The 21897-nt window shown below is 55.4% G+C and carries 23 protein-coding genes; 10 read left to right on the top strand and 13 right to left on the bottom strand.

Going from position 1 to position 21897, the window contains the following annotated elements; genetic code table 11:
- Positions 1-27: 27 nt before the first annotated feature.
- The 6 genes from MWU51_RS10890 to trpB all read left to right on the top strand — a co-directional run bounded on the left by MWU51_RS10890 (position 28) and on the right by trpB (position 5422).
- Complete coding sequence (locus tag MWU51_RS10890; RefSeq protein WP_247037135.1) at positions 28-657, top strand: NAD(P)H-dependent oxidoreductase; 630 nt, start codon at positions 28-30, stop codon at positions 655-657.
- 248 nt (positions 658-905) lie between these two features.
- Positions 906-2585, top strand: a complete 1680-nt coding sequence (gene rpsA / locus MWU51_RS10885) for a 30S ribosomal protein S1 (RefSeq protein WP_247037133.1) — start codon at positions 906-908, stop codon at positions 2583-2585.
- Positions 2586-2864: 279 nt separating this feature from the next.
- Complete coding sequence (gene ihfB / locus MWU51_RS10880) at positions 2865-3146, top strand: integration host factor subunit beta (protein ID WP_091428481.1); 282 nt, start codon at positions 2865-2867, stop codon at positions 3144-3146.
- Positions 3147-3155: 9 nt separating this feature from the next.
- The gene (locus MWU51_RS10875; RefSeq protein WP_247037131.1) at positions 3156-3506 is read left to right on the top strand and encodes a LapA family protein; all 351 of its coding nucleotides are present in this window, start codon (positions 3156-3158) and stop codon (positions 3504-3506) included.
- 10 nt (positions 3507-3516) lie between these two features.
- On the top strand, positions 3517-4161 hold the full coding sequence (locus MWU51_RS10870) for a phosphoribosylanthranilate isomerase (protein ID WP_247037129.1): 645 nt from the start codon (positions 3517-3519) through the stop codon (positions 4159-4161).
- Positions 4162-4174: 13 nt separating this feature from the next.
- Positions 4175-5422 (top strand): tryptophan synthase subunit beta, encoded by a 1248-nt coding sequence (gene trpB / locus MWU51_RS10865; protein ID WP_247037127.1) that lies wholly within the window; start codon positions 4175-4177, stop codon positions 5420-5422.
- A gap of 6 nt (positions 5423-5428) precedes the next feature.
- Here the strand turns inward: trpB and MWU51_RS10860 are convergent, their stop codons facing one another.
- The 3 genes from MWU51_RS10860 to pth are packed head-to-tail and all read right to left on the bottom strand — an operon-like array spanning position 5429 to position 8340.
- Positions 5429-6595 carry a serine hydrolase gene (locus tag MWU51_RS10860; RefSeq protein ID WP_247037125.1) on the bottom strand — a complete coding sequence of 389 codons (1167 nt, stop codon included), beginning with the start codon at positions 6593-6595 and terminating at the stop codon, positions 5429-5431.
- Between the two features lie 21 nt (positions 6596-6616).
- Entirely contained in the window at positions 6617-7639 is a 1023-nt protein-coding gene (locus MWU51_RS10855; RefSeq protein ID WP_247037123.1) for a DUF2332 domain-containing protein, read from the bottom strand.
- Positions 7636-8340 carry an aminoacyl-tRNA hydrolase gene (gene pth, locus MWU51_RS10850; RefSeq protein WP_247037122.1) on the bottom strand — a complete coding sequence of 235 codons (705 nt, stop codon included), beginning with the start codon at positions 8338-8340 and terminating at the stop codon, positions 7636-7638. The genes MWU51_RS10855 and pth overlap by 4 nt, the downstream gene beginning before the upstream one ends.
- Before the next feature lie 117 nt (positions 8341-8457).
- Here pth and MWU51_RS10845 point away from each other — a divergent pair, with 117 nt between their 5' ends.
- Positions 8458-9138, top strand: a complete 681-nt coding sequence (locus MWU51_RS10845) for an FkbM family methyltransferase (protein ID WP_247037120.1) — start codon at positions 8458-8460, stop codon at positions 9136-9138.
- 70 nt (positions 9139-9208) lie between these two features.
- Here the strand turns inward: MWU51_RS10845 and MWU51_RS10840 are convergent, their stop codons facing one another.
- From MWU51_RS10840 to MWU51_RS10795, 10 genes are all read right to left on the bottom strand, one after another.
- Complete coding sequence (locus MWU51_RS10840; protein ID WP_247037118.1) at positions 9209-9865, bottom strand: 50S ribosomal protein L25/general stress protein Ctc; 657 nt, start codon at positions 9863-9865, stop codon at positions 9209-9211.
- Between the two features lie 83 nt (positions 9866-9948).
- The gene (locus MWU51_RS10835) at positions 9949-10377 is read right to left on the bottom strand and encodes a hypothetical protein (protein ID WP_247037116.1); all 429 of its coding nucleotides are present in this window, start codon (positions 10375-10377) and stop codon (positions 9949-9951) included.
- Complete coding sequence (locus MWU51_RS10830; protein ID WP_247037114.1) at positions 10374-11468, bottom strand: flagellar type III secretion system protein FlhB; 1095 nt, start codon at positions 11466-11468, stop codon at positions 10374-10376. Before MWU51_RS10830 ends, MWU51_RS10835 begins: the two co-directional genes overlap by 4 nt.
- Positions 11468-12235 (bottom strand): flagellar biosynthetic protein FliR, encoded by a 768-nt coding sequence (locus tag MWU51_RS10825; RefSeq protein ID WP_247037113.1) that lies wholly within the window; start codon positions 12233-12235, stop codon positions 11468-11470. Before MWU51_RS10825 ends, MWU51_RS10830 begins: the two co-directional genes overlap by 1 nt.
- Positions 12232-14313, bottom strand: coding sequence for a flagellar biosynthesis protein FlhA (gene flhA / locus MWU51_RS10820; RefSeq protein WP_247037112.1), 2082 nt, complete (start codon positions 14311-14313; stop codon positions 12232-12234). The genes MWU51_RS10825 and flhA overlap by 4 nt, the downstream gene beginning before the upstream one ends.
- Positions 14314-14597: 284 nt before the next feature.
- The gene (locus tag MWU51_RS10815; RefSeq protein WP_247037111.1) at positions 14598-16769 is read right to left on the bottom strand and encodes a hypothetical protein; all 2172 of its coding nucleotides are present in this window, start codon (positions 16767-16769) and stop codon (positions 14598-14600) included.
- A complete protein-coding gene (gene motA, locus MWU51_RS10810) occupies positions 16769-17635 on the bottom strand; it encodes a flagellar motor stator protein MotA (protein ID WP_247037110.1) in 867 nt (288 codons plus the stop codon). Before motA ends, MWU51_RS10815 begins: the two co-directional genes overlap by 1 nt.
- Positions 17636-17710: 75 nt before the next feature.
- The gene (locus MWU51_RS10805; RefSeq protein WP_247037109.1) at positions 17711-18199 is read right to left on the bottom strand and encodes a hypothetical protein; all 489 of its coding nucleotides are present in this window, start codon (positions 18197-18199) and stop codon (positions 17711-17713) included.
- 116 nt (positions 18200-18315) lie between these two features.
- Positions 18316-18735 carry a hypothetical protein gene (locus MWU51_RS10800; protein WP_247037108.1) on the bottom strand — a complete coding sequence of 140 codons (420 nt, stop codon included), beginning with the start codon at positions 18733-18735 and terminating at the stop codon, positions 18316-18318.
- Positions 18736-18750: 15 nt separating this feature from the next.
- Positions 18751-19248, bottom strand: a complete 498-nt coding sequence (locus MWU51_RS10795) for a flagellar basal body-associated FliL family protein (protein WP_247037107.1) — start codon at positions 19246-19248, stop codon at positions 18751-18753.
- Positions 19249-19376: 128 nt separating this feature from the next.
- Between MWU51_RS10795 and fliF the strand changes: the two genes are divergently transcribed.
- Genes fliF through MWU51_RS10780 form a run of 3 tightly spaced genes read left to right on the top strand, consistent with a single transcriptional unit; the run spans position 19377 to position 21881 of the window.
- Positions 19377-20993, top strand: a complete 1617-nt coding sequence (gene fliF, locus MWU51_RS10790) for a flagellar basal-body MS-ring/collar protein FliF (RefSeq protein ID WP_247037105.1) — start codon at positions 19377-19379, stop codon at positions 20991-20993.
- Complete coding sequence (locus MWU51_RS10785; protein WP_247037103.1) at positions 20993-21598, top strand: flagellar biosynthesis protein; 606 nt, start codon at positions 20993-20995, stop codon at positions 21596-21598. The genes fliF and MWU51_RS10785 overlap by 1 nt, the downstream gene beginning before the upstream one ends.
- Positions 21591-21881 (top strand): FliM/FliN family flagellar motor C-terminal domain-containing protein, encoded by a 291-nt coding sequence (locus MWU51_RS10780; protein WP_247037101.1) that lies wholly within the window; start codon positions 21591-21593, stop codon positions 21879-21881. Before MWU51_RS10785 ends, MWU51_RS10780 begins: the two co-directional genes overlap by 8 nt.
- Positions 21882-21897: the final 16 nt, after the last annotated feature.

Genomic DNA, 21897 nt, shown 5'->3' with positions numbered 1-21897 from the left:
TTCCGGCCAAGGAATGACAGGTAAGATATGCTCGACAAACTGAATTGGCGCTATGCCACCAAGAAGATGGATCCTGCGAAAAAGGTTCCGGAAGACAAGCTGAATAAGATTCTGGATGCCATCCGCCTTGCGCCAACGTCGTCGGGAACTCAGCCTTTTGAAGTGCTCGTTATCACCAATGACGAGATTCGTCAGAAAATCCGCCCAGTTGCTTGGGATCAGGCGCAGATCACCGAGGGCTCGCATCTGTTGGTGTTTGCGGCATGGGATAACTACACCGAAGACCGCATTGATGCGGTGACAACCCAGATGGCCGAAGAGCGCGGCGGTGAAAATCCAATGCTGAGCCAGTATTACAAGAAGCTCAAAGCCACCTATTTGCCGCGTGCGGCGCAAACCAATTTCGAACATGCCGCGCGTCAGGCTTACATCGCGCTAGGCTTTGCGCTGGCCGCCGCTGCCGAGCTTGAAGTGGACAGCACCCCGATGGAAGGGTTCGATCCTGAAAAAGTGGACCAAATCCTTGGTCTGCGCCAACAAGGATTGCGGTCGGTTGTCTTGCTGCCGCTTGGATATCGTGACGAAACTGGCGACTGGTTGTTGCCGATGAAAAAAGTCCGCAAGCCAGACGAACGCTTCCTGCGCCGGATCGACTGATCTCGCATTTGGGAACTCTTTGTGAAACAAGGGGGATATCCGCAATCCCCCTTGCTTTATTGGCAGAATCCCCGTATTTCCCGCCCCTGTCGATAAGGTGAAAACACCGCGATAGCAGGGATACGAGCAGGGTCGGAGCTACCGGCCCTCTTTGTTTTGCGGCTAACCTGTTGACCAAATTGGAAAATCCAAGACCTGCGGAGCCAACCGCACGGCCCGAATAGTACTTGAAAAGGAACAAAACGCATATGTGCGCTAAAGCAACTATGGAGGAATTCGAAGCCCTCCTGAACGAAAGCTTCGAAATGGACACCCCCGAAGAGGGTTCGGTTGTCAAAGGCAAGGTCATCGCCATCGAGGCCGGCCAAGCCATCATCGACGTAGGCTACAAGATGGAAGGCCGCGTTGATGTCAAAGAATTCGCTAACCCCGGCGAAGCCCCTGAAATCGCAGTTGGTGACGAAGTAGAAGTCTTCCTTCGTTCTGCCGAAAACGCACGTGGCGAAGCTGTCATCTCGCGCGAAATGGCTCGCCGCGAAGAAGCATGGGACCGTCTGGAAAAAGCATATGCCGACGATGCACGTGTCGAAGGTGCCATCTTCGGCCGCGTCAAAGGCGGCTTCACTGTCGATCTGGGCGGCGCGGTTGCGTTCCTTCCCGGCTCGCAAGTTGACGTGCGCCCCGTGCGCGACGCAGGGCCCCTGATGGGTCTGAAACAACCCTTCCAGATCCTGAAGATGGACCGCCGCCGTGGTAACATCGTTGTATCGCGTCGTGCAATTCTGGAAGAATCGCGTGCTGAACAGCGTGCTGAAGTCATCGGCAACCTGACCGAAGGCCAAGCAGTTGACGGCGTCGTCAAGAACATCACCGAATACGGTGCGTTCGTTGACCTTGGCGGTGTTGACGGCCTGTTGCACGTCACTGACATGGCATGGCGCCGCGTGAACCATCCTTCGGAAATCCTGACGATCGGCGAAACCATCAAGGTTCAGGTCATCAAGATCAACAAAGAGACCCACCGCATCTCGCTTGGTATGAAACAGCTGCAAGATGATCCATGGGATCTGGTTGCTGGCAAATACCCACTGGAAAGCACACACACTGGCCGCGTGACCAACATCACCGATTACGGTGCGTTTGTTGAACTGGAGCCGGGCGTTGAAGGTCTGGTGCACGTGTCGGAAATGTCGTGGACGAAGAAGAACGTTCACCCCGGCAAGATCGTTTCGACAAGCCAGGAAGTCGAAGTCATGGTTCTGGAAATCGACAGCGCCAAGCGCCGCGTGTCGCTTGGTCTCAAGCAGACCATGCGCAACCCGTGGGAAGTGTTTGCAGAAACACACCCCGAGGGCACCGAGGTCGAAGGCGAAGTCAAGAACATCACCGAATTCGGCCTGTTCATTGGCCTCGACGGCGAAATCGACGGCATGGTTCACCTGTCCGACATCTCGTGGGACGAACGTGGCGAAGACGCGATCCAGAACTTCAAGAAGGGCGACATCGTCAAAGCTGTTGTCTCGGAAGTGGACACGGACAAAGAGCGTATCTCGCTGTCGATCAAAGCCCTGGACGGTGATCCCTTCGCAGACGCCATTGGTGGCGTGAAGCGTGGTTCGATCATCACTGTTGAAGTGACCTCGATCGAAGATGGCGGCATCGAAGTGGAATATGAAGGCATGAAATCCTTCATCCGTCGCTCGGACCTGTCGCGTGACCGTGCTGAACAACGTCCCGAGCGTTTCCAGGTTGGAGACAAGCTGGACGTTCGCGTGACCAACGTGGACAGCAAATCGCGCCGTCTGGGACTGTCGATCAAAGCCCGCGAGATTGCCGAAGAAAAAGAAGCCGTCGCACAGTATGGTTCCTCGGATTCAGGTGCATCTCTGGGCGACATTCTTGGCGCCGCTCTGAAGCAGGACAACTAAGTCCAGTCCTAAAGAAATTAGAACAGCCCCGTGCCAAGCGTGGGGCTGTTTTGCTTCGAATCAACGGGTTATGCTGCGCTGCAACAATTCTGCGACAGTGACCCTTATGTGATTTGCCGGTGCGGCATCGGCCTGAAAATCCCGAAAAAACTGCGCGTTTCCTGCCAAAAAAAGCCGTTCAGCATGGCAATGCTTGTATCTCGCGCGGCGGTTTGCTCCTATAATCTGTGACAGAATAAGGATGCAAAATCCATTACATAGCCAATTGGGGGGACCAGAATGATCCGGTCGGAATTGATCCAGAAGATCGCGGATGAAAACCCGCACCTTTATCAGCGCGACGTTGAACGCATCGTAAACACGATCTTCGAAGAGATTATCGAGGCGATGGCCAAGGGGGACCGGGTGGAACTGCGCGGCTTTGGCGCATTCTCGGTCAAGAAGCGGGATGCTCGTATCGGGCGCAATCCCCGGACCGGCGAATCGGTCGAGGTTGAAGAGAAACATGTTCCGTTCTTCAAGACCGGCAAACTTTTGCGGGACCGTTTGAACGGCAAGTAAGAGGTATCCATGCGATACATCCGTTACGCTTTTCTGGCGACCCTTGCGGTCGTCCTGATCACAGTCGCACTGGCCAACCGGGCGACTGTCACCCTTCATCTGCTGCCACAGGAACTTGCAGGATTCCTGGGATACAGCTGGTCGATGACCTTGCCCCTGTTCGTCGTTATTTTTGCCGGTGTGGTAGCAGGAGTTCTGATCGGCTTCGTTTGGGAATGGTTCCGCGAACATAAGATACGTGCCGAAGGTGCCCGTCACCGGAAAGAACGCGACCAGTTGGCGCGTGAGGTTAAGACCTTGCGCGAACCCAAGACACGCACCGGCGACGATGTGTTAGCCTTGATCGACGATACTAAGTGATCTGAATATCATGAGAGCAAATGTGAAAATCTGTGGGTTGTCCGACCCGCAGCATGTTGATGCTGCGGTGGCGGCTGGTGCGCGTTACTTAGGGTTTGTTTTTTTTCCAAAAAGCCCGCGCAATGTGTCTGTTGAACGCGCTGCAGAGTTGATGTCCGATGTGCCGGTCGGCGTGGCGAAAGTGGCGTTAACAGTGAATGCTGATGATGCGCTGCTTGACCAGATCGCGTCTGAAACAGTGATCGACATGTTGCAACTGCATGGCGCTGAAAGCCCCGAACGGGTCGCCCAGGTCAAGGCGCGCTATGGTCTGCCGGTGATGAAAGCCATCGGCATTGCCGGGCCGGACGATGTCGCACAGATCGAGCGGTACGCCGGGGTGGCTGATCAGTTGCTGATCGACGCCAAGGCGCCAAAGGGCGCAGACCTGCCCGGCGGCAATGGCATCGCCTTCGACTGGCGTCTGGTGCAGCGGAAATACTGGCCCTGTCCCTGGATGCTGGCCGGGGGCTTGACTCCCGACAATGTCGCCGAGGCGATCCGCCTCACCGGCGCAAAACAGGTCGATGTCTCGTCAGGGGTTGAATCTGCGCCGGGGATCAAGGATGACAGGCTGATCGCGGCCTTCTGCGCCGCGGCCCACGCTGCGAACTGAGGGAAGCACACTCATGCCCAACGACCTTTTCAACAGCTTCATGAACGGCCCGGACGAAAAGGGCCGGTTCGGCGATTTTGGCGGACGCTTCGTGTCCGAGACCCTGATGCCGCTGATCCTTGACCTTGAGGCCGAGTATGAAAACGCCAAGACGGATGACAGTTTCTGGGCCGAAATGCAGCACCTGTGGACCCACTATGTTGGCCGTCCCAGCCCGCTTTATTTTGCGGAAGGCCTGACCAAACATTTGGGTGGTGCCAAAATCTATCTGAAACGGGACGAGCTGAACCACACTGGTGCGCACAAGATCAACAATGTGTTGGGGCAGATCTTGCTGGCCCGCCGCATGGGCAAGACCCGCATCATCGCGGAAACCGGGGCAGGGCAACATGGCGTTGCAACGGCGACGGTCTGCGCCAAGTTTGGCCTGAAGTGTATCGTCTACATGGGTGCCCATGACGTGCAGCGACAAGCGCCCAACGTGTTTCGTATGCGCCTGCTGGGGGCCGAGGTTATTCCCGTAAGCTCAGGCCGGGGCACGTTGAAAGACGCAATGAACGATGCGTTACGCGATTGGGTGACAAATGTGGCTGACACGTTCTATTGTATTGGCACGGCGGCCGGGCCACATCCCTATCCCGCCATGGTACGCGACTTCCAATCGATTATTGGCAAAGAAGCCAAAGAGCAGATGCAGGCGGTCGAAGGTCGGCTGCCTGATACGTTGATCGCGGCCATTGGCGGAGGGTCAAATGCAATCGGTCTGTTTTACCCGTTCCTTGATGACAAATCCGTTCGCATCATCGGCGTTGAAGCTGGGGGCAAAGGCGTAAACGACAAGATGGAACATTGCGCATCCCTGACCGGCGGTCGCCCCGGCGTCTTGCACGGCAACCGCACTTTCCTGTTGCAGGACGAGGACGGGCAAATTCTGGACGGATATTCCATCTCGGCGGGACTGGACTATCCGGGCATCGGACCGGAACACAGTTGGTTGCACGAGATCGGTCGCGCCGAATATGTGGCCATCACCGACAAGGAAGCGCTCGACGCTTTCCAACTGTGCTGCCAGACTGAAGGCATCATTCCCGCGCTGGAACCTTGTCATGCACTGGCCCATGTGATGAAGATCGCGCCAGAGCTGCCCGAGGATCACATCATCTGCATGAATATGTGTGGTCGTGGCGACAAGGATATATATACCGTCGCCAAGTATATGGGCTTTGATATGTCCGACACGGAAGGCCGCGACGCGAACTGACAGGAGTCAGTCCACTGATGCGGCAATCTTGCGGAACATGGCGATGTTGGCATCGTGCACCCCGTCCCCGCGGAACCCGCGATCGGCACTGTTCAGCGCGATGACAACGTCGCGCGCGGTGTCGATGAAGATATACTGCCCATAAATGCCGCGGGCGAAATATTCGCCTTCGGGCGCGTCCGGGGCCATCCACCACTGAAACCCGTAACCCTGTTCGCCTGCCACCGTCGGGGCGGATGGGACAGTCGACGCTGCCACCCAATCTGCCGACACGATCTGTTGCCCGTTCCAATGCCCATTTTGCAAATACATCTGCCCAAACCGCGCATAGTCACGTGTGGGCAGGTTTAGGCCGCCCAGCACAAATGCAACATCGTAGCCATCGGTAACGTAATAAGGGTCCGCCTCGAAACCCATCTTCTGAACCACATGACGTTCAAGCAGGTCCGGGATGGATTGCCCTGTTGCGCCCCGTATCACCATACCAATCACGTGGGTGTCGATTGAGACATATTGCCATCTCTTACCCGGCGGCGCGAAAGTCTCGGTCAGTCCAGCGGCAAACTCGTCCATCGACTGCCCCAGCGCAAGCACACGGCCCATGCGATTGATGTCAGAGTTGAAATCCAGATAGTCCTCGTTGAACACAACGCCAGACGACATGTTCAGAACATTACGGATCGTCGCACCTTCATAGGCGCTGCCCTTTAGATCGGGTGCATAAATTTCAACCGGATCGTCGATGGACGCAATAGCTCCCTGATCCACTATGATCCCGGTGAGCGCGGACAGAAAGCTTTTGGCGACCGACCAACTGATGCGTCGATCTTCCGGTCCCGTACCAAGGTGATAGCTTTCGTGCCGCAAAACGCCATCCTTCAGCACAACCAACGCTGTGACTGACCGTTCGGACATCCAATCTTCGGCCCCATCAGGCAAAGATATTGGTGCACCGACGAGCAGGGCGACAGGCTCGGCGTTCCCGCGTGAGATTGTTCTGGTCAAGAACGCACGATCCATATGCGAAAAGTTGTGAACAATTTTCTCTTCCGTAAACAACGAGTTTACAGCAAGAAGCCGGCCAATCTCTTCACGTTTCCAGACCGCAGCGATCGCGACCAAAACCACGATAACCAAAATCGCCTGCGCCAGACGTTTGAATATGATGTGCATGTGCCCCCCTGGAAATTTTCGTCAGGGTGCCGTCCAATCGACCCAACGTCCATGAAAATCAGCACGACCAAACGTCAACTTCTGACCCTCTGGCCACAGGGTCAACTTAAGGCACGCCCCTTTGTCCAGATGCACGTCCGCCTCCATGGAAAAATGTGCAATTGGGCCACGTTGTGCGGCAGTTTCGATGGCTTGACGACATTGCGTCTGAGTCTCGGGCGGGAAGTATTGCCAAGCGATCGTGTGATAAACCAGCGTTAGATGATCGGGTGCCACGTGCTCTAGCTGTCTTTCAAGCCAACAGGCTGCGTCGCCCGCATCCACTTGCGCGTCCAAAACATCAATCACCGCACGCGTCCGCGACAAACGCTCAGGCTGATCCGCCCAAAGATACGAGATCAGGCGCAGGGCATCGGTGGGGTCACTTGCATCCATTGGCATCAGATCGACGCCACGCCGAGATAGGATGGTCGGTGTGTGCCCCGTTGGCAGATCACCTCGCCAGCTGGGTGTCAGAGTGATCACAGGGGCAGGTGGGCCAAACTGGCCATCAGACAGGGATAATGCGAACCGATCCCACATGAGGTTCAGTCCGGCGCTGGCTCCCAGTTCATACAGGCGGATAGGCAACTTATAACGCGCGGCCAGCCAATGTCCGGCAGCAATCAGAACAGCGGCACGGCGCACTTCGTTGGTTTGCGGTGGATTGTCGAGCCATTGGTCCAACACTTGTGCATGATCGCGCAGCCCTGTCTGGATCGCGGCCAAAAGCATGGCGTCGTCTCGTGACGGGTTTGGTGGATAAACCGCTTTCAATGCAGGGCAGACGCCTGTCAGAACCAGCGCATGCAGCCCAGCAAGCAGGCGGAGAGGAACCGAATGCCCCCTTGGTCCAATGTCGCCAGGCCAATTGAACATGCGGTCGGTCAATGGCGTGCCGGGCTGGATGCTGTCAGCAATCAGGTCAAGAACGCGGGCGGTGAAGGGGGAATCAAGATGTCTGTTGCTGCCCGCCTGATGCCGCAAAGCGTCGCGAAAACTCATGAAAATTTGTCCATCAGCCGCTGTAGTGGGCTGCGGGTTTCCTCTGGTTTGGCGTCTGCCTTTGGCTCGGGTGATGACGCAGGCTCGGGGTCTGATTTTGCGTCTGGTTTTGGTTGCGAGGTAGATGAGCGTGGCGGATTGACCCGACGACCGATGGCATTCATGAACTTGCCGCTGTCCCCTTCCGCAAGGTCGACCGCCCCGTCGGCACAGCCGCGCAGCACGTCATCCAACCAGCCCTCATCCGCCTTGGAAAAATCGCGCAGAACATAGGATGACACCGCATTCTTGTTTCCCGGATGCCCGATGCCCATACGCACACGGGTATAGTCCGGCCCGATATGTGCATGAAGCGACCGCAGACCGTTGTGTCCCGCATGACCGCCCCCCTTTTTCACACGCACCTTACCGGGCGCCAGATCAAGCTCGTCATGGAAAACGATGATGTCGTCGGGGGTTAACTTGTAGAACCGCATCGCCTCACCCACGGATTGCCCGGACAGGTTCATATAGGTCTCGGGCTTCAGCAAAAGCACCTTCTCGCGGCCCAACCGCCCTTCAGCCAACGCGCCCTGAAATTTGCCGCGCCACGGGGCAAATCCATGATCTTGCGCAATGCCATCCAGCGCCATAAAGCCTATATTGTGGCGGTTGCCCGCGTATTTTGGGCCGGGGTTTCCAAGCCCCACAAACATTTTCATCTCTGACCTTTCCTGCTGGACATTTTGCCCGCGTGGCGAACAAGTTGTGGCACTGCCAAACTAAAGATCACACACACGGGTTGCAATCACCCCAACGTATCGCGATCGGAGATCCCTTTGCCCCGGTATTCGATAGACGGAATCGACCTTGAAATTCCTCATCACTGCCTGAACGACAATCTGGAACAGCAGTTGCAGAATGAACTTTATGAATGGAAAGAGGTCAACGGCCTGAAACGTCACCTGAAGAAAGGTGATCGGGTGCTCGATCTGGGGGGTGGGGCAGGTTTCATCGCAATACAAGCCGCCCGGATTGCCGGGGCGGCGAATGTCGCAACAGTTGAAGCCAACGCCGATATGGTGGACGCCATAGGAAGAAACCTTGGACTGAATCAGGTCGAAGAGGTTCGCGTGTTGCATGGGGCCGTTGTGCCTGATGACTTCTTGCAGGACAGTGTTGATTTTGACATCAAACCCGCTTTCTGGTCGTCCGCCCTTGCGGCGGGGACGCGAAAAGGGGTTGTCCAACGAGTTCAAGTGCCCGCGCTCAGGCTTAGTGATTTGTTTCAGGCATTCGAGCCGAACCTGGTGATTATGGATGTCGAAGGCGCCGAGCGGAACCTTGCCCGGCAGAACTGGCCCGATATGGTGCAATTGGTGATCATGGAAATCCATCCGCAAATCTATCAGCCTGTCGGCATCCGCGATCTGTTCGATGACATGTCGAAAGCAGGCTTTGCCTATATGCCATGGGGCTCGCGCGGGAATCTGGTGGTGTTTCAGCGTCTGGTGGAATGACAACTAGATCGGCCGAAACAAAAAAGCGGGCCCCGCAGGACCCGCTTTGTCGCCGTCCATGTGGACTGACTTACTCTTCCGACTTCATTTCGGTTGCTTCGACTTCGTCGGCTGCGACCTCTTCGGTCTCGCTCTCTTCATCATCTGCTGAGCGTAGTGAGCTTGGAGCAGAGATGTTGGCGATCACAAAGTCACGGTCAACAGTGACTTTCGCGCCTTTCGGCAGGTCGACGTCTGAAATGTGGATCACGTCACCAACTTCACGACCGGACAGGTCAACAACGATCTGCTCAGGAATTTCACCCGCCAGAACGTTCAGTTCGACTTCCGGGCGCACAACGGTCAGAACGCCGCCTTTTTTCAGGCCTGGTGCTTCTTCTTCGTTGGTGAACTCAACGTGAATAAAAAGGCTGATCCGCGTGTTGCGGTGCAGACGCATCAGGTCAAGATGGGTCGGCAGGTCTTTCACAACGTCACGCTGCACGTTCCGGCAGATAACGCGGACATCATCATGCCCATCGACCTTCAGGTTCCAAAGTGTCGAAAGGAAACGACCAGCTTTCAGCTTTTTCAGCAGGTCGTTGAAGGGGATGTTGATCGGCAGCGGATCTTCGCTGCTGCCATACACGATACCCGGTACCAAGCCTTCGCGGCGAGCTTGACGAGCGGCCCCCTTGCCTGTCCCCGTCCGTACCGTGGCCTCAAGATCAGGAATCTGTTTTGCCATGGAAATTCTCCAGTTTGTTGATGCGGGATTCCTCCAAGGGTGTAAGTCCCGCGGTTGAAGCCGTGCCTATAGACTGCTGGTCGTCAAAAGAAAAGAGGATTCTTGCCCGGTATGCCCCGCGAAGCAGTCTGTTCAAACCGCTTCTGCGCTTTTAACCGCATCGCTTGCTTTTCGTCGCGCACCAAGGCTTCGGTTGCAGATTTTCGGCCGAACGTTTGAGCCGCGTTCTGGACATAACTGTCACGTTCTGCCCGTGCCCGTGCGAGGTCAGAGTTCAGCTTGGTCAGTTCCCGTTCAAGCCAGCGTTGCCAAGTGCCATAATGCCCGCTGATCAACGCAATTGGGAAAGCGTCACCTGGTCCGGTCTCTGGATTAGCGTGAAGGCGTTGGCGCAGATCTGAAATGTGAAGCTCTAGGGTTTGGATGGCGCGATTGTGCTGTGTCAGAGCGGCCATCGCTGCATCATGTCGCAGGGCAGCCAATTCAGCCAATTGAGACAATTGTTGGTTCATGCCTTGGTGCCGAACATGCCGCGCGCCCGGCTGCGCATCTTCTCTGCAAAGCGAATTGCGGCGGCAACGGCTTGGTAGTGGTCGGGTGGAATCTCGTCGCCAATGTTGACCGTGGCATAAAGCACGCGTGCTGTTGGCGGGTCGCTATGAATCGGCACGCCGTTTTCGCTGGCCGCCTCGCGAATCCGTGCTGCAATTTCATCAACGCCTTTCGCGACACAAATCGGTGCAGCACCCGGCATCCGTGACCATTTAAGAGCCACGGCGTAATGGGTCGGGTTGACCACGACCACGTCAGCATCGGGGACGTCGCCAAGCATTTGGTTCATGGCGATGGCATAGCCTTTCTGACGCCTCTGACCCTTCATATGGGGATCGCCTTCATTCTGTTTGATTTCGTCGATCAGATCCTTGTGGGACATACGGTTCTTTCGCAAATGCTCCTGATGTTGCCAGAAATAATCGATGCCACCGATGATCAGCGCTATCACGAGAACAAGAGCGAAAAATTCGACACACAGTTCAAGCAGTACGACCGTCGTCATTCCCGCGCTCAGCGACATGGTGGATAATATTTCGGGCAGTTTTACCCAGATAAAAACACCCAGCACCAGCGTATAGATCGACAGTTTCACAAAGTTTTTCGCAAACTCAAACAGGCCAGATCGCCCGAACTTGTTCTTGGCATTCGACACGAGCGATAGGCGGTTCAGCTTTGGTTGGAGCTTTTCAGGCGCGACGATGAAGGTTCGCGTTGCAATGGAGAGCAACAGAACCGCTATTGCCGGGGCTAGAAACCAAGGCGCGAGTGGCTGTCCTAACCCCACCAGAAGCGATGCGGAGAACGGTGCGCCACCACGAAAAACTCCATCGGCGATTTGTTCTGATCTGGCTAGAATGCCAGCCAGCAATTCGCCCATACCCTTCAGGCTTGCAGTGCCCAGTGACGCCGCGATAATCAGCAGAGCAAGGTATGATGTGGCGGTGTTTAGGTCGGCAGACCGCGCCACTTCGCCCCGCCGACGGGCGTCGTCCAATTTCTTCTGTGTTGGCGCATGTTGCTTGCTGTCATCATCATCGGTACCTGACATCATTGGCCTCCGAACGGGTCGGCAAGTGTCACCTCAAGCGCGGCTTGCCAAATGGGCAGCAGAAGTGGGGTGGTCATCAACAGCAAGATCAAACCGCCAGCGGTAATAGCAGGCGCGCCGACAAAGGCCACCATCAACTGCGGCATCGCCCTGTTGATGACCCCGAGCGCAACATTATAGAGCAGCGACGCAATGACGAAGGGTGCGGCCAGAGAAAAGGCCAAAGAGAATGCGTGAGCGATCTGGGCAATCCCCCATTCCGCGAAAACATGTGCGTCAGGAAACTGTCCGACCGGAAAGACGTGATAGGTTTGGATCAGGCCCGTCGCCAGTTTGACATGCAGACCGAGCATCACAGCCAGCGCCAAACCGGCGACGACCAGAACATGTCCGATAGCGGGTTGCGGATCAGTATTTGCACCCCCCATCAATTGTGCGAGGGATGTGGACTGGGCTGCGATGCTGCCCGCAATCTGAAGAGTCATGATCATCAAGCGAATGGCAATTCCGAACCCCAACCCGATCAACGGTTCGGAAATGTAGTGAACTGGTCGCAGTGGTGGCGCCGATCCGGCGTCAACCATGACAACGGGCGCGACGATCATCGTGAATGCGATTGCCAGAAATAGTCGCACCCGTACGGGCACCGATTTTTCTCCGAATGCAGGAAGAACGGACATCGCTGCCCCCACCCTTAGAAAGACCACCAAACCCTGATGTAGAAGCAGCGGCACCAAGATCGAGATTTGATCCAGAGCTGCAATCATGCCGGGATCATCCCGACCAGTGATGGTTTAGCTTCTGTTCCGATCTCCTCAAATGACAGGACAGGGTTTGCGATGCCCTTGGCGGACAGCACAGTCTTCAGAAACCGTCGACGCTGGGACGAGGTTACAATTGCTGGATATATCCCGTTCTCCCCTGCACGCGCGATTTTGTCCGCGACGGAATTGGCAAGCCGATTGAACTCTTCCGGGGGTAATGCAACATCGCTGCCAGTGTCGCTGTCAAGCTGGTGCGATTGAAACGTGGCCTCCCATTCCGGTGCGAGCTGAACAAGCGGCACTGTACCATCGTCGCGTTTCAGATCCGCGATCAACTGGAACCCCAAACGCTGGCGGACATATTCACAGATGGTGTCGGGCGCGGCAAAGACAGGGCGCGCTTCTGCGATGCTTTCGATGATCAAGGGCAGGTTGCGGATCGAGACACGCTCCTCCAACAACAAGCGTAGAACGGCGTGAAGCAGGTCAAGTGGTACTTTTTCCGGCACCAACTCGTCTAAAAGTCGCCGATTGGCCTCGGCTCGGTTTGCGTCCGATAAGTTTACAAATTCATCCAACAAACGGCGCAACGCCTTAAAACCAAGAAGGCGTGGAAAGTTTCGTTTCATGACTTCCAGCAAATGAGTGGCCAGAACTTCAGTTGGCGCAATGACAGCACAGCCTGACAGAGCAGCTTCTTCCTGATGGTCAAGGCCAATCCAGCGGGCAGGCGCACCATACACGGGCTCTTTCACGTCGTCGCCATCGGGCAGAATGACCTCTGGTCCCGATAAGATGACCAGCGCGCGGTGTGCTTGCAAGATATTGCGTGCTTGTTCGACGCCCTGGATCTTGATTGCGTAGGTGCCGGCGGGAAGTGTGCTGTTATCAGTTAGCCGTATCTCTGGCAGGATCAGTCCGAACGAACTGGCAATATGATTTCGAATGCTGGCTATGCGGGCGTCCAGACCGGTGGCAGGGTCCAGAACCATCGATACCAGATCAGGCGCAAACTCGACGTGGATGTCGTCTAAATCGAGTATATCCCCAAGGCTTTCAGTTTGTAGAGATGCATCGATGTCGGTGGGTGAGACGGCAGCCTTTCGAGCTTCTTCAAGCTGAACTTGGTGCCCCTTCCAGCCAGCAGTGCCCAAAGCCGCCGCACCCAGAATAAACGGTAGGAAAGGCAGGCCGGGGACCAAACCGAACAGCGCCATCAGTACAGCGACAGTAACCAACGCAGACGGATATCGACCGAGCTGTGAGAACAGGGCAAGATCTGTTGACCCAGAAGTTCCACCACGCGCCAGCAGCAGCGCCGAGGCAATTGAGATGATCACTGCTGGAATTTGAGTTACCAACCCGTCACCGACCGTCAGGATGGCATAGGTTTGGAACGCGTTAGCGATCTCCATATCGTGCACCACCACGCCAATGATCAGGCCCATGACCAGATTCAGGAATGTGATCAGCAGCCCCGCCAAGGCGTCGCCCTTCACGAATTTCGATGCCCCATCCAGCGACCCGAAGAACGTGGTTTCTGCCTGATCCTTCTCACGACGTGATTTGGCTTCCGCGTGGTCGATTGCGCCTGCCGACATGTCACTGTCAATGGCCAATTGCTTGCCGGGCATTCCGTCCAACGCAAACCGCGCACCAACTTCGGCCATGCGCGCCGCACCTTTGGTGATGACGATGAAATTCACAATCAACAGAACGCAAAACACTACGAGACCCAGCAAAATGCTGCCGCCCATGACGAAGCTGGCAAACCCTTCGATCACGCTGCCCGCTGCCGAGGTTCCCGTGTGACCCTGCCCAATGATCAGTTTCGTAGATGAGACATTCAGCGACAGTCGCAGCATCAGTGACGCCAACAACACGGTTGGGAAGGCCGAAAAATCCAGTGGCCGCTCGATGAAAAGTGTAACCGTAAACATCAGGATCGCTAGGGCGAATGACGCGGCAAGCCCGACATCCAACACCCACGCAGGCATGGGCAGAATCATCATGACAATGATCGCCATCAAGACCAGCGCCAGCAGGATGGTCGGGCGAAAGATGGTTTTGACAGTCAACATGGGTGGCGTTTCCCGATGACCGCCAACTTAACGGGGAAAGGTCGATCGATGGGGCCGAGACTCGTTTCGGTCGTGTAAGTCGGCCCGCTTCGCGAGTCACACGATCTGATCAGACAGCTATCTGTGTACACCCAGATCGCAGATGTGACATCCGTGGTGTCGTGCCAGATCCGCCGGTGGAGGGTATCATGCTGAATAGGTTTTGGCATCGGGTCGCAGATCCTGCTTCTGTCTGTCGACCAGACTATTCAGCCATGCTTAACAAGCGGTAACCATCGCTGAATTTATTGTGTCCTTTCGTTTTGCAAGGCATCCTCTACGCGCGCGCGGATCGCCTTGCTGTCGTCAATCATTCGTCCAACGGCTTCAAGCGAGATTTCGGTCGCTGGTTCGCTCGCAATGTTGTTCGGCCGAAACCCTGTCGAAACCGTAGATATGGTCATCTGATCGGTTGCAGGCAGAAAAGTATCACGCATTTTTTGCGACTCGGCGTCATTCAGCCCACTCAGATAGCCGAGCGCGACGTTTGCCTTCCCTTCTAATATGGCAGCTCTGGCGATCAGAACTCGGGATTCACGTCCTGGCGGGAAGGGTTGGTTGATCAATATTTCTTTTGCCGCAGATGCAAAGCCTAGGCGAAGCAACCGATCCGCGATTGCTATCCGTGTTTTTTCTTCAGCATCCGCCCAGATGGGTTGGTCGATGGTGTTTCGAAGAAATGTGCCATCTGAACCAGATTTACTCAGTGCCATGCCGAACTCGTTCAAGATTTGAAGGTGGCTGTCATTCTCTTGGTCAGGGAAGTGTTCAAACTTGTGCAATTTTGCCCTGGCGTCTGCGAAACGCGTGGCATGGATCAACCCGCGGACCTCCGCAATCGCTAGATCAGCACCTCTCTTAGAAGCTTTGTGTTCATGCGCCAGTGAACCGAGAAGCTCCAATGTTCGGTCAGGAATGCCTGTGCGCATTGCGATGTGATTTTCAATCAGTAGCAGAATCGCATCCACCGCATTGTGGTCATCTCGGTCGACGATTTCGATTAGCTGGTCGCGGCCTTTTGAGCTGGATTCAGTTTCCAACAACAGTTGCGCATCTGCAAGAGTATGTTCGGTGCTAAGTGTTTCGATGCCGCGTTGGCTGATGCGGTTGATCTCGATCGACGTATCTGTGTCGCCGATAGCTAAGAATTTACGCATCACCATTGGTCCTAAATGGATGCGAAGGTGCCGCGGTAAGATAGAGAATTCGGAGATCACCGCAGCGGTATTGATGGGGTGGTCGCGGGGCAGGCGAGGTTGTGAGAGCACTGCCCACAACGCAACCGGCCCATCGCATGCCAGATGTGGCGTCATGCGCGCATACCCTGTCGCGCTGCCAGTTTCGATGATCTCGGCCATTAGCTGCAGGTCTTCGTCGTTTGTCAGGATTCCTCGGAAACTATTCAAGTAAGATAGCGCCTCGGCACCAAGGGTCAGAAAGATCTGGTGCTGCACGAAAGATCGGAAAGTATCAGGATTCAGCCTGTCGACTTCGGTCGTCAGGCTGGCTCGATATGTTGCGAAGTCAAGTGTCTCTCCATCCCCCTTGCCCCAGTTGGCGATTGAAAAGGATTGGGGCGGATGGCACGTCGCGCCAGTCTCGGGAGTATCGGATGGCGCCGACGGTCGGCCCAGATCGCGATCGACCGAGGTTTGAATGCGAATGTGGTCTGTGGCGGTCGGAGATGCAGAATTGGGAGACGGGCCTTCGATTTCCGCTGCCGGTTCGTCGGGGTCGGGAGTGGTTTCCATATGCTCTGAAACGGATGTATCAAGGATCGACGGCGCGTCAACAAGCCCTTGCGCTGCGGCCCGTGCCAACTGCTCCAGCAGGCCATTCTCGTTTGGTGGCAGCTTGTTGGTCCGGACAGGGTTAAGTGGGGCGGGGTCAACTGCATCATCTTGAATGGTCGCGACGAATTTTTCCCCGGCGTCACTAGCGTCGGGCGTCCCGGCAATCGGAAGCCCGCGCCGTGCTTCCAGTGCACTGGTTCGGTTGTCTTTGTTCGGAATGTCAGGGTCGGATTGCCGAAGCCCCGAGGGAAAAGGTTCGCGTGGTTCAGTGGCATTGAAAACATCAATGACGAACTGCCCGTTTGGCAGAATCTGTGTCTTCGCATCACAAGAACAGTTGAGGACTATGTTCAGCACGCCGTCATTGGAAGATTTCAGATCGGAGATCCGATCGCGCGGGATCATGTCGAATACGCCCGCGATTGCGAACCGATCCCCATCAGATCCGGTAGTCATCTGAAAGCCGTTCTCGGTTCGGGTCAAAACGGGTTTATCATACAGGTTTGTGTACACGACCAAACGTGAAAAGTCTGAGTGTTCACCCGATTTGACCGTGATGTCCTTGGCCGGCAGTAAGGTTGGCCAGCAGATCATCAGGCTGGTCAGTATGATCCGCAGGCTCATCACGCTACCTGTTTGACCTCTTTCAAGGCCTCCTCAAGTTCGTTGAAGCTGGGCCGGTGATGGCCTGGTGTGTTTTGGCGACCAACCTCAATGCAAATATTGACGGAATGATTGTATAAGTTGGCAACCAGAACTTCTCGGATCAACTGATAGAAATGGGCGTCCTCTTCGACCACGGTTTTAACCTTCGCAGAAAACGGCCCGACTAGCCCGTAAGCCAAAAACACACCTAGAAACGTTCCGACCAGTGCGCCGCCGATCATTTTTCCCAAGATTTCAGGTGGCTGGTCAATCGACCCCATCGTCTTGATGACCCCCAAAACGGCTGCGACAATGCCTAGGGCGGGCAACCCATCCGCAACCGTTTGCAGCGCATGACTGGAATGCAGCGCGTGGTGCAGATTGGCGTCCATTCGCTTTTCGAGGACTTCCTCTACCTGATGAGGGTCATCGTAGTTCATTGTTGCCGAGCGTAATGTGTCACAAATCAGTTCCACAGCCTCGCGATCTTCCAGGATTTTCGGGTAGCGTCCGAAGATAGGGCTGTCATGCGGGTTTTCGACATGCTCTTCTAAGGCGACGGCGTTTTGCCGGGCTTGTCGGATCAATTCAAACAGGAGACACAAAAGATCGCGGTAATCATCGGGCTGCCATCTTGGACCTTTAAATACCTTTCCAATGTCTTTCATCGTGTGCTTGATCGCTGCCATATCATTTGAGATCACAAACGCACCGGCAGCAGCACCTCCGATCATAGTGAATTCGAACGGCAGCGATTTGAGAATGATCCCCATTTTACCACCAGCGGCCAGGTAGCCACCGAACACCATTACGAAGATCAATGCGATACCAACAAAACCGATCATCTTCTGTCTCCTGAACTGGTTACTTTGCGGTCATGTTTTCATCGCAGATATGGATTAACAAATCCTCGACTCACCCTAGTTTGTTGGGGCATCTGAGTTGCGGCCTGCAAATACCACGCTGATGGCGTATGCAGATTGTGGATCGATTCCCGCCATGATTTGCGCGGCGATGGCTGGTTTCATTCGGGACAGAAAGCCGACGGCAAATTCCGGATCCATAGCTTCGAATAAAGGTATTGCTTGTTTGGGTTTCATATTTTCGTAAAGCGTAGTCAGGCGGGCAAGGTCGTCGGATGCCGCAGTCTTGGTTGCGGCCATCGTGGCGGCAAGAGCGTTTTCAGCGGCCACCAGAGCCTTTAGTTTTTCCTCTAATGCGGTTTTGGCTTCCGACAGAATCTTTAGTCGTTTTTCCACAGCGGTCTCATTCTCAATGAGGTTTTGTTCGCGGGTTTGAAGCGCTGCCAGAACGGTCTCGATATCCGCTTCTGAGGTGCAGTTGGCCGGGTCTCCCTGGCTGGCCGACGTGCCGCGTAGCAGGTCGTTTACGTCATCTGCGATTGCCATGCCAAACCCGCCCAACCGAACCAGCCCAGAGGTCGCAAGTAGCAGAGCCAGCGTAACCAGTACATGTCTACTGATACCACGACGACGCAAATTTCTTCGTCTCGACTGTGTCTGCATTATTCTGCCGCTTTCATCATGCGATGGCTCACGAAGACGGGCGGGGTAGGGGCATCTTGGCTCGTGCTTTGCGGTGGGGATGGCGTTTGACGAACCTCGGGCTGATGTGTGCCTTGTGTTTGTCCTTGTGTGCTGTCAGGTAAATCGTGAAGACTCGCCATCATCAGTTCCAGCTTTTGTGCCGAAGCTTCGGCTCGTTCCGTTAGATTGGTCAAAATATCGGCGCTTTCACCAGCAGCGTCTCGGGCGCTATTCAGCATCGTGGTCATATCATCAACCTGGGCCGACAGCACTGCCACCGCGCCACCCATACCATTCTGCAGGTTGTTAAAGCGACGCAATCGCCGCGACAAAACCATGCAGTAAATGGCGGCACCAATCGCGCCGATGCCCAGCATGATATCAGCCAGAATGTCCATGCACATGCCTCCCTATCAATTGAGGACGAATTCAAGAATCAAAAGGTCACGCACGCGACCCTCACCAGTGACCAGTTGCACGCGCCGCAACATTTGTGCGCGCAGTTCGATCAAGGCTGCCGGGTCTTCCAACACTGTTACGTCAACTGCGCGAAGATAGGCATTGAGCAAGTCGATGACGCGGGGCAACAGATGACCGACATCCGTTTCATGTCCCGGTACAACTTCAAGCGATCCACGAAACCGAAGGTGACGACTTTTGCTTGAGCTGCCGAGTGATATGACCAACGGGTCCAGCTCGACAAAGGCCACAGAGGGAAGATCGACAATAGGTTCGGCATGATCAGGGGTATCTTTTTCTGTTCCATGACCGCCCAGCATCCCTGAATAGGTGGCAAAAAAGCTTCCCCCGCCTAAGACGACCGACAGAATTATTCCAATCAAGAATCCCTTCCGGGATTTCTTGTTTGTAGGTGCATCTGCGATGTCGGCTGTCAGGGCGGTGTCGGTCATGTGGCTATCCAAAGAAATCTGTTCGATTCGTTATAAGCTGTCGCCCACTAACCAATTGTTAAGGGCGATCAGCGAAAACTGCGGAATGTGACGGGGGCAGAAGCCCGCTCGGTTAAAGGAGTTGCGTCTTGCAGCAGATCACCTCGATATGGACCAGTTTGGATATGCGGAAACGCATCATCGTGTTGGCGGCGACCCTCGCGATGTTCATCGCGGTGATTGGCCTGTCCAGAATGGCGACGACCAGTCAGCTGACACTGCTTTATGCGGGCTTGGAAAGTGGCGCAGCAGGAGATGTCGTCAAAGCGCTTGAGGCGCGAGGTGTAGTCTATGAGATTCGCGGCGGGTCGATCTTTGTCGACACGTCCCAGCGTGATAGTCTGCGGATGACTTTGGCCAGTGAAGGGCTGCCTGCAAATGGCGGCAAAGGGTATGAGCTGCTGGATGGTCTGAGCGGGTTTGGCACCACGTCGCAGATGTTCGATGCCGCATATTGGCGTGCAAAAGAAGGAGAGTTGGCGCGCACCATTGTGGCCAGCCCGTTGATTCAAAACGCTCGGGTTCACATTGCAAACACCTCGACTCAAATGTTTCGTCAACGTAACGAGCCATCGGCCTCGGTAACAGTGACCACGGCTAGCGGCGCATTGCCGGGAGCGCAGGCAAAAGCACTTAAGTTCCTTGTAGCTTCGGCAGTGCCGGGGTTGCTGCCGGAACGCGTGTCGATCATCGACAGCCGCGGCGGATTGATCGCGGTTGGAGATGAACGATCGGATATTTCCAGCCTTACCTCTGATCGCGCGCTGACCCTAAAGCAGAATGTGGAACGTCTGTTAGAAGCACGCGTCGGGTTTGGAAACGCCGTAGTTGAGCTTAACCTGGAAACAGCGACTGAACACGAAAGCCTGAGGGAACGCCGATTTGATCCTGAAACCCGCGTCGCCGTGTCCACCGACACGCTTGAGACGTCGAATTCTGCTAAAGACAACGAGGGTGCGGGCGTCACAGTGGCATCGAACCTGCCAAATGGGGATGCGGCAAGTGGGGGCAACTCCTCGTCGAACACCTCCGAGACACGAGAGCGGATCAACTACGAAGTGTCGGAAACCACCCGGGAAGTGGTGACCACACCCGGCGCAATCAAGCGGCTGACGGTGGCCGTTCTGATCGACGGGATAAGAACGTCAGACGATGCAGGCAACGAGGTCTGGACCTCTCGCAGCGCCGAAGAAATCGCAAGCCTGCGCGAATTAGTAGCAGGCGCGATCGGTTTCGACGAAGCGCGCGGCGATCTAATCACCATCAAGTCGTTGGAGTTCGAACCTGTGCCAGCGCTGGGCAGCGCGCCTGCCGGCGGAGTACTTTCCGGCTTGGCCATCGATGTGACGTCTCTGGTTAAGATTATTGTTCTTGCGGTTGTCGCCTTGATACTTGGATTGTTCGTACTGCGGCCCATTTTTTCCGCTCGTCCCGAAGAAGTTGCGGCCGAGAGACCTGACCCATCACTTCAGTCTTCGTCGGTGGCAATAACACCCCCGCCTTCGGCGCAGGCAAGTTCAGCCGATGCGTCCAGCCTTCCCGCCGTGGTCAAAACACTTTCAAGCGGCGAGGTCGTTGACACAGACCTGTCAGAGATTGCTGACCCAGACCCGGTGGAGCGGCTGCGTAATCTGATCGCTGAGCGGCAGTCGGATACCGTTGAAATCCTGCGTGGTTGGATGGAAGAAGATGAAGAGCTTGCGTGATGAGTAAACCCCTGGCTTTGGAAGATTTTGAGCAATCTGACTTGTCTGTTTCGAATTCAGGAATTCGTTCTGGCGCTGACGCAGAGCTCGAAAAAGTTCGACTAACCGCATACGAAGCAGGGTACAGCGCTGGTTGGGACGATGCTCTGAACGAAGCCGATGGTGACAAAGACCGCATTGAGGCTGAGTTTGCCCGCAACCTTGTGGATCTTGGTTTCACTTTCCACGAAGCGCGAAGCCACGTTCTTGGATCATTGGAACCCTTACTGCGCACAATTGTCGATACACTGCTGCCCGAAGTCATGCGCGATGCGCTAAGCCAGGTCATTAATGACGAAATCATGCCGCTGGCTGAACAAGCCGCCGACACGCCGATTGAAGTGCGCGTGTCCTCTGGCAGTCGGCAAGTTCTCGACCACTTGATGGATCGCGTTAATGAGACGCCGTTGCAGGTGTTTGAAGATGACACGCTGCCGGACGGTCAGGTGTTTCTTCGATCATCATCATCTGAACGCTGCATCGACCTGTCATCGGCGTTGGCACGGATTAAGAGCGCGGTAACGGCGCTGTATGAAATAAACGAGAAGGCTTTTGAACATGGCTGACACCCAAACATCTACCAACTCAGACAGTGCCGCAAACCCCTTTGTACAAGTCCCGATAGAAATCACGATTTCGGTCGGCCGTGCGCGACCCACTGTGAAAGAGCTGCTACAACTGACACAGAACACCGTTCTGCCGCTGGACAAACGGATCGAAGATCCGGTCGAGTTGTATGTTGGTGACAAACTGATCGCGCGCGGCGAACTGGAGGAGTTGGAAGGCGATCCCCAAGGACGTCTTGCGGTCAGGTTGACTGAGGTCGCTGACTTGAAATCTGGCCTATAATGCGCTTCTGGTGCGG

The organism is Aliiroseovarius sp. F47248L, from assembly GCF_023016085.1.
In the GTDB taxonomy this organism is placed as follows: domain Bacteria; phylum Pseudomonadota; class Alphaproteobacteria; order Rhodobacterales; family Rhodobacteraceae; genus Aliiroseovarius.
Note: the sequence above shows the minus strand (reverse complement) of the source record. Positions and strands in the feature narration are given on the sequence as shown.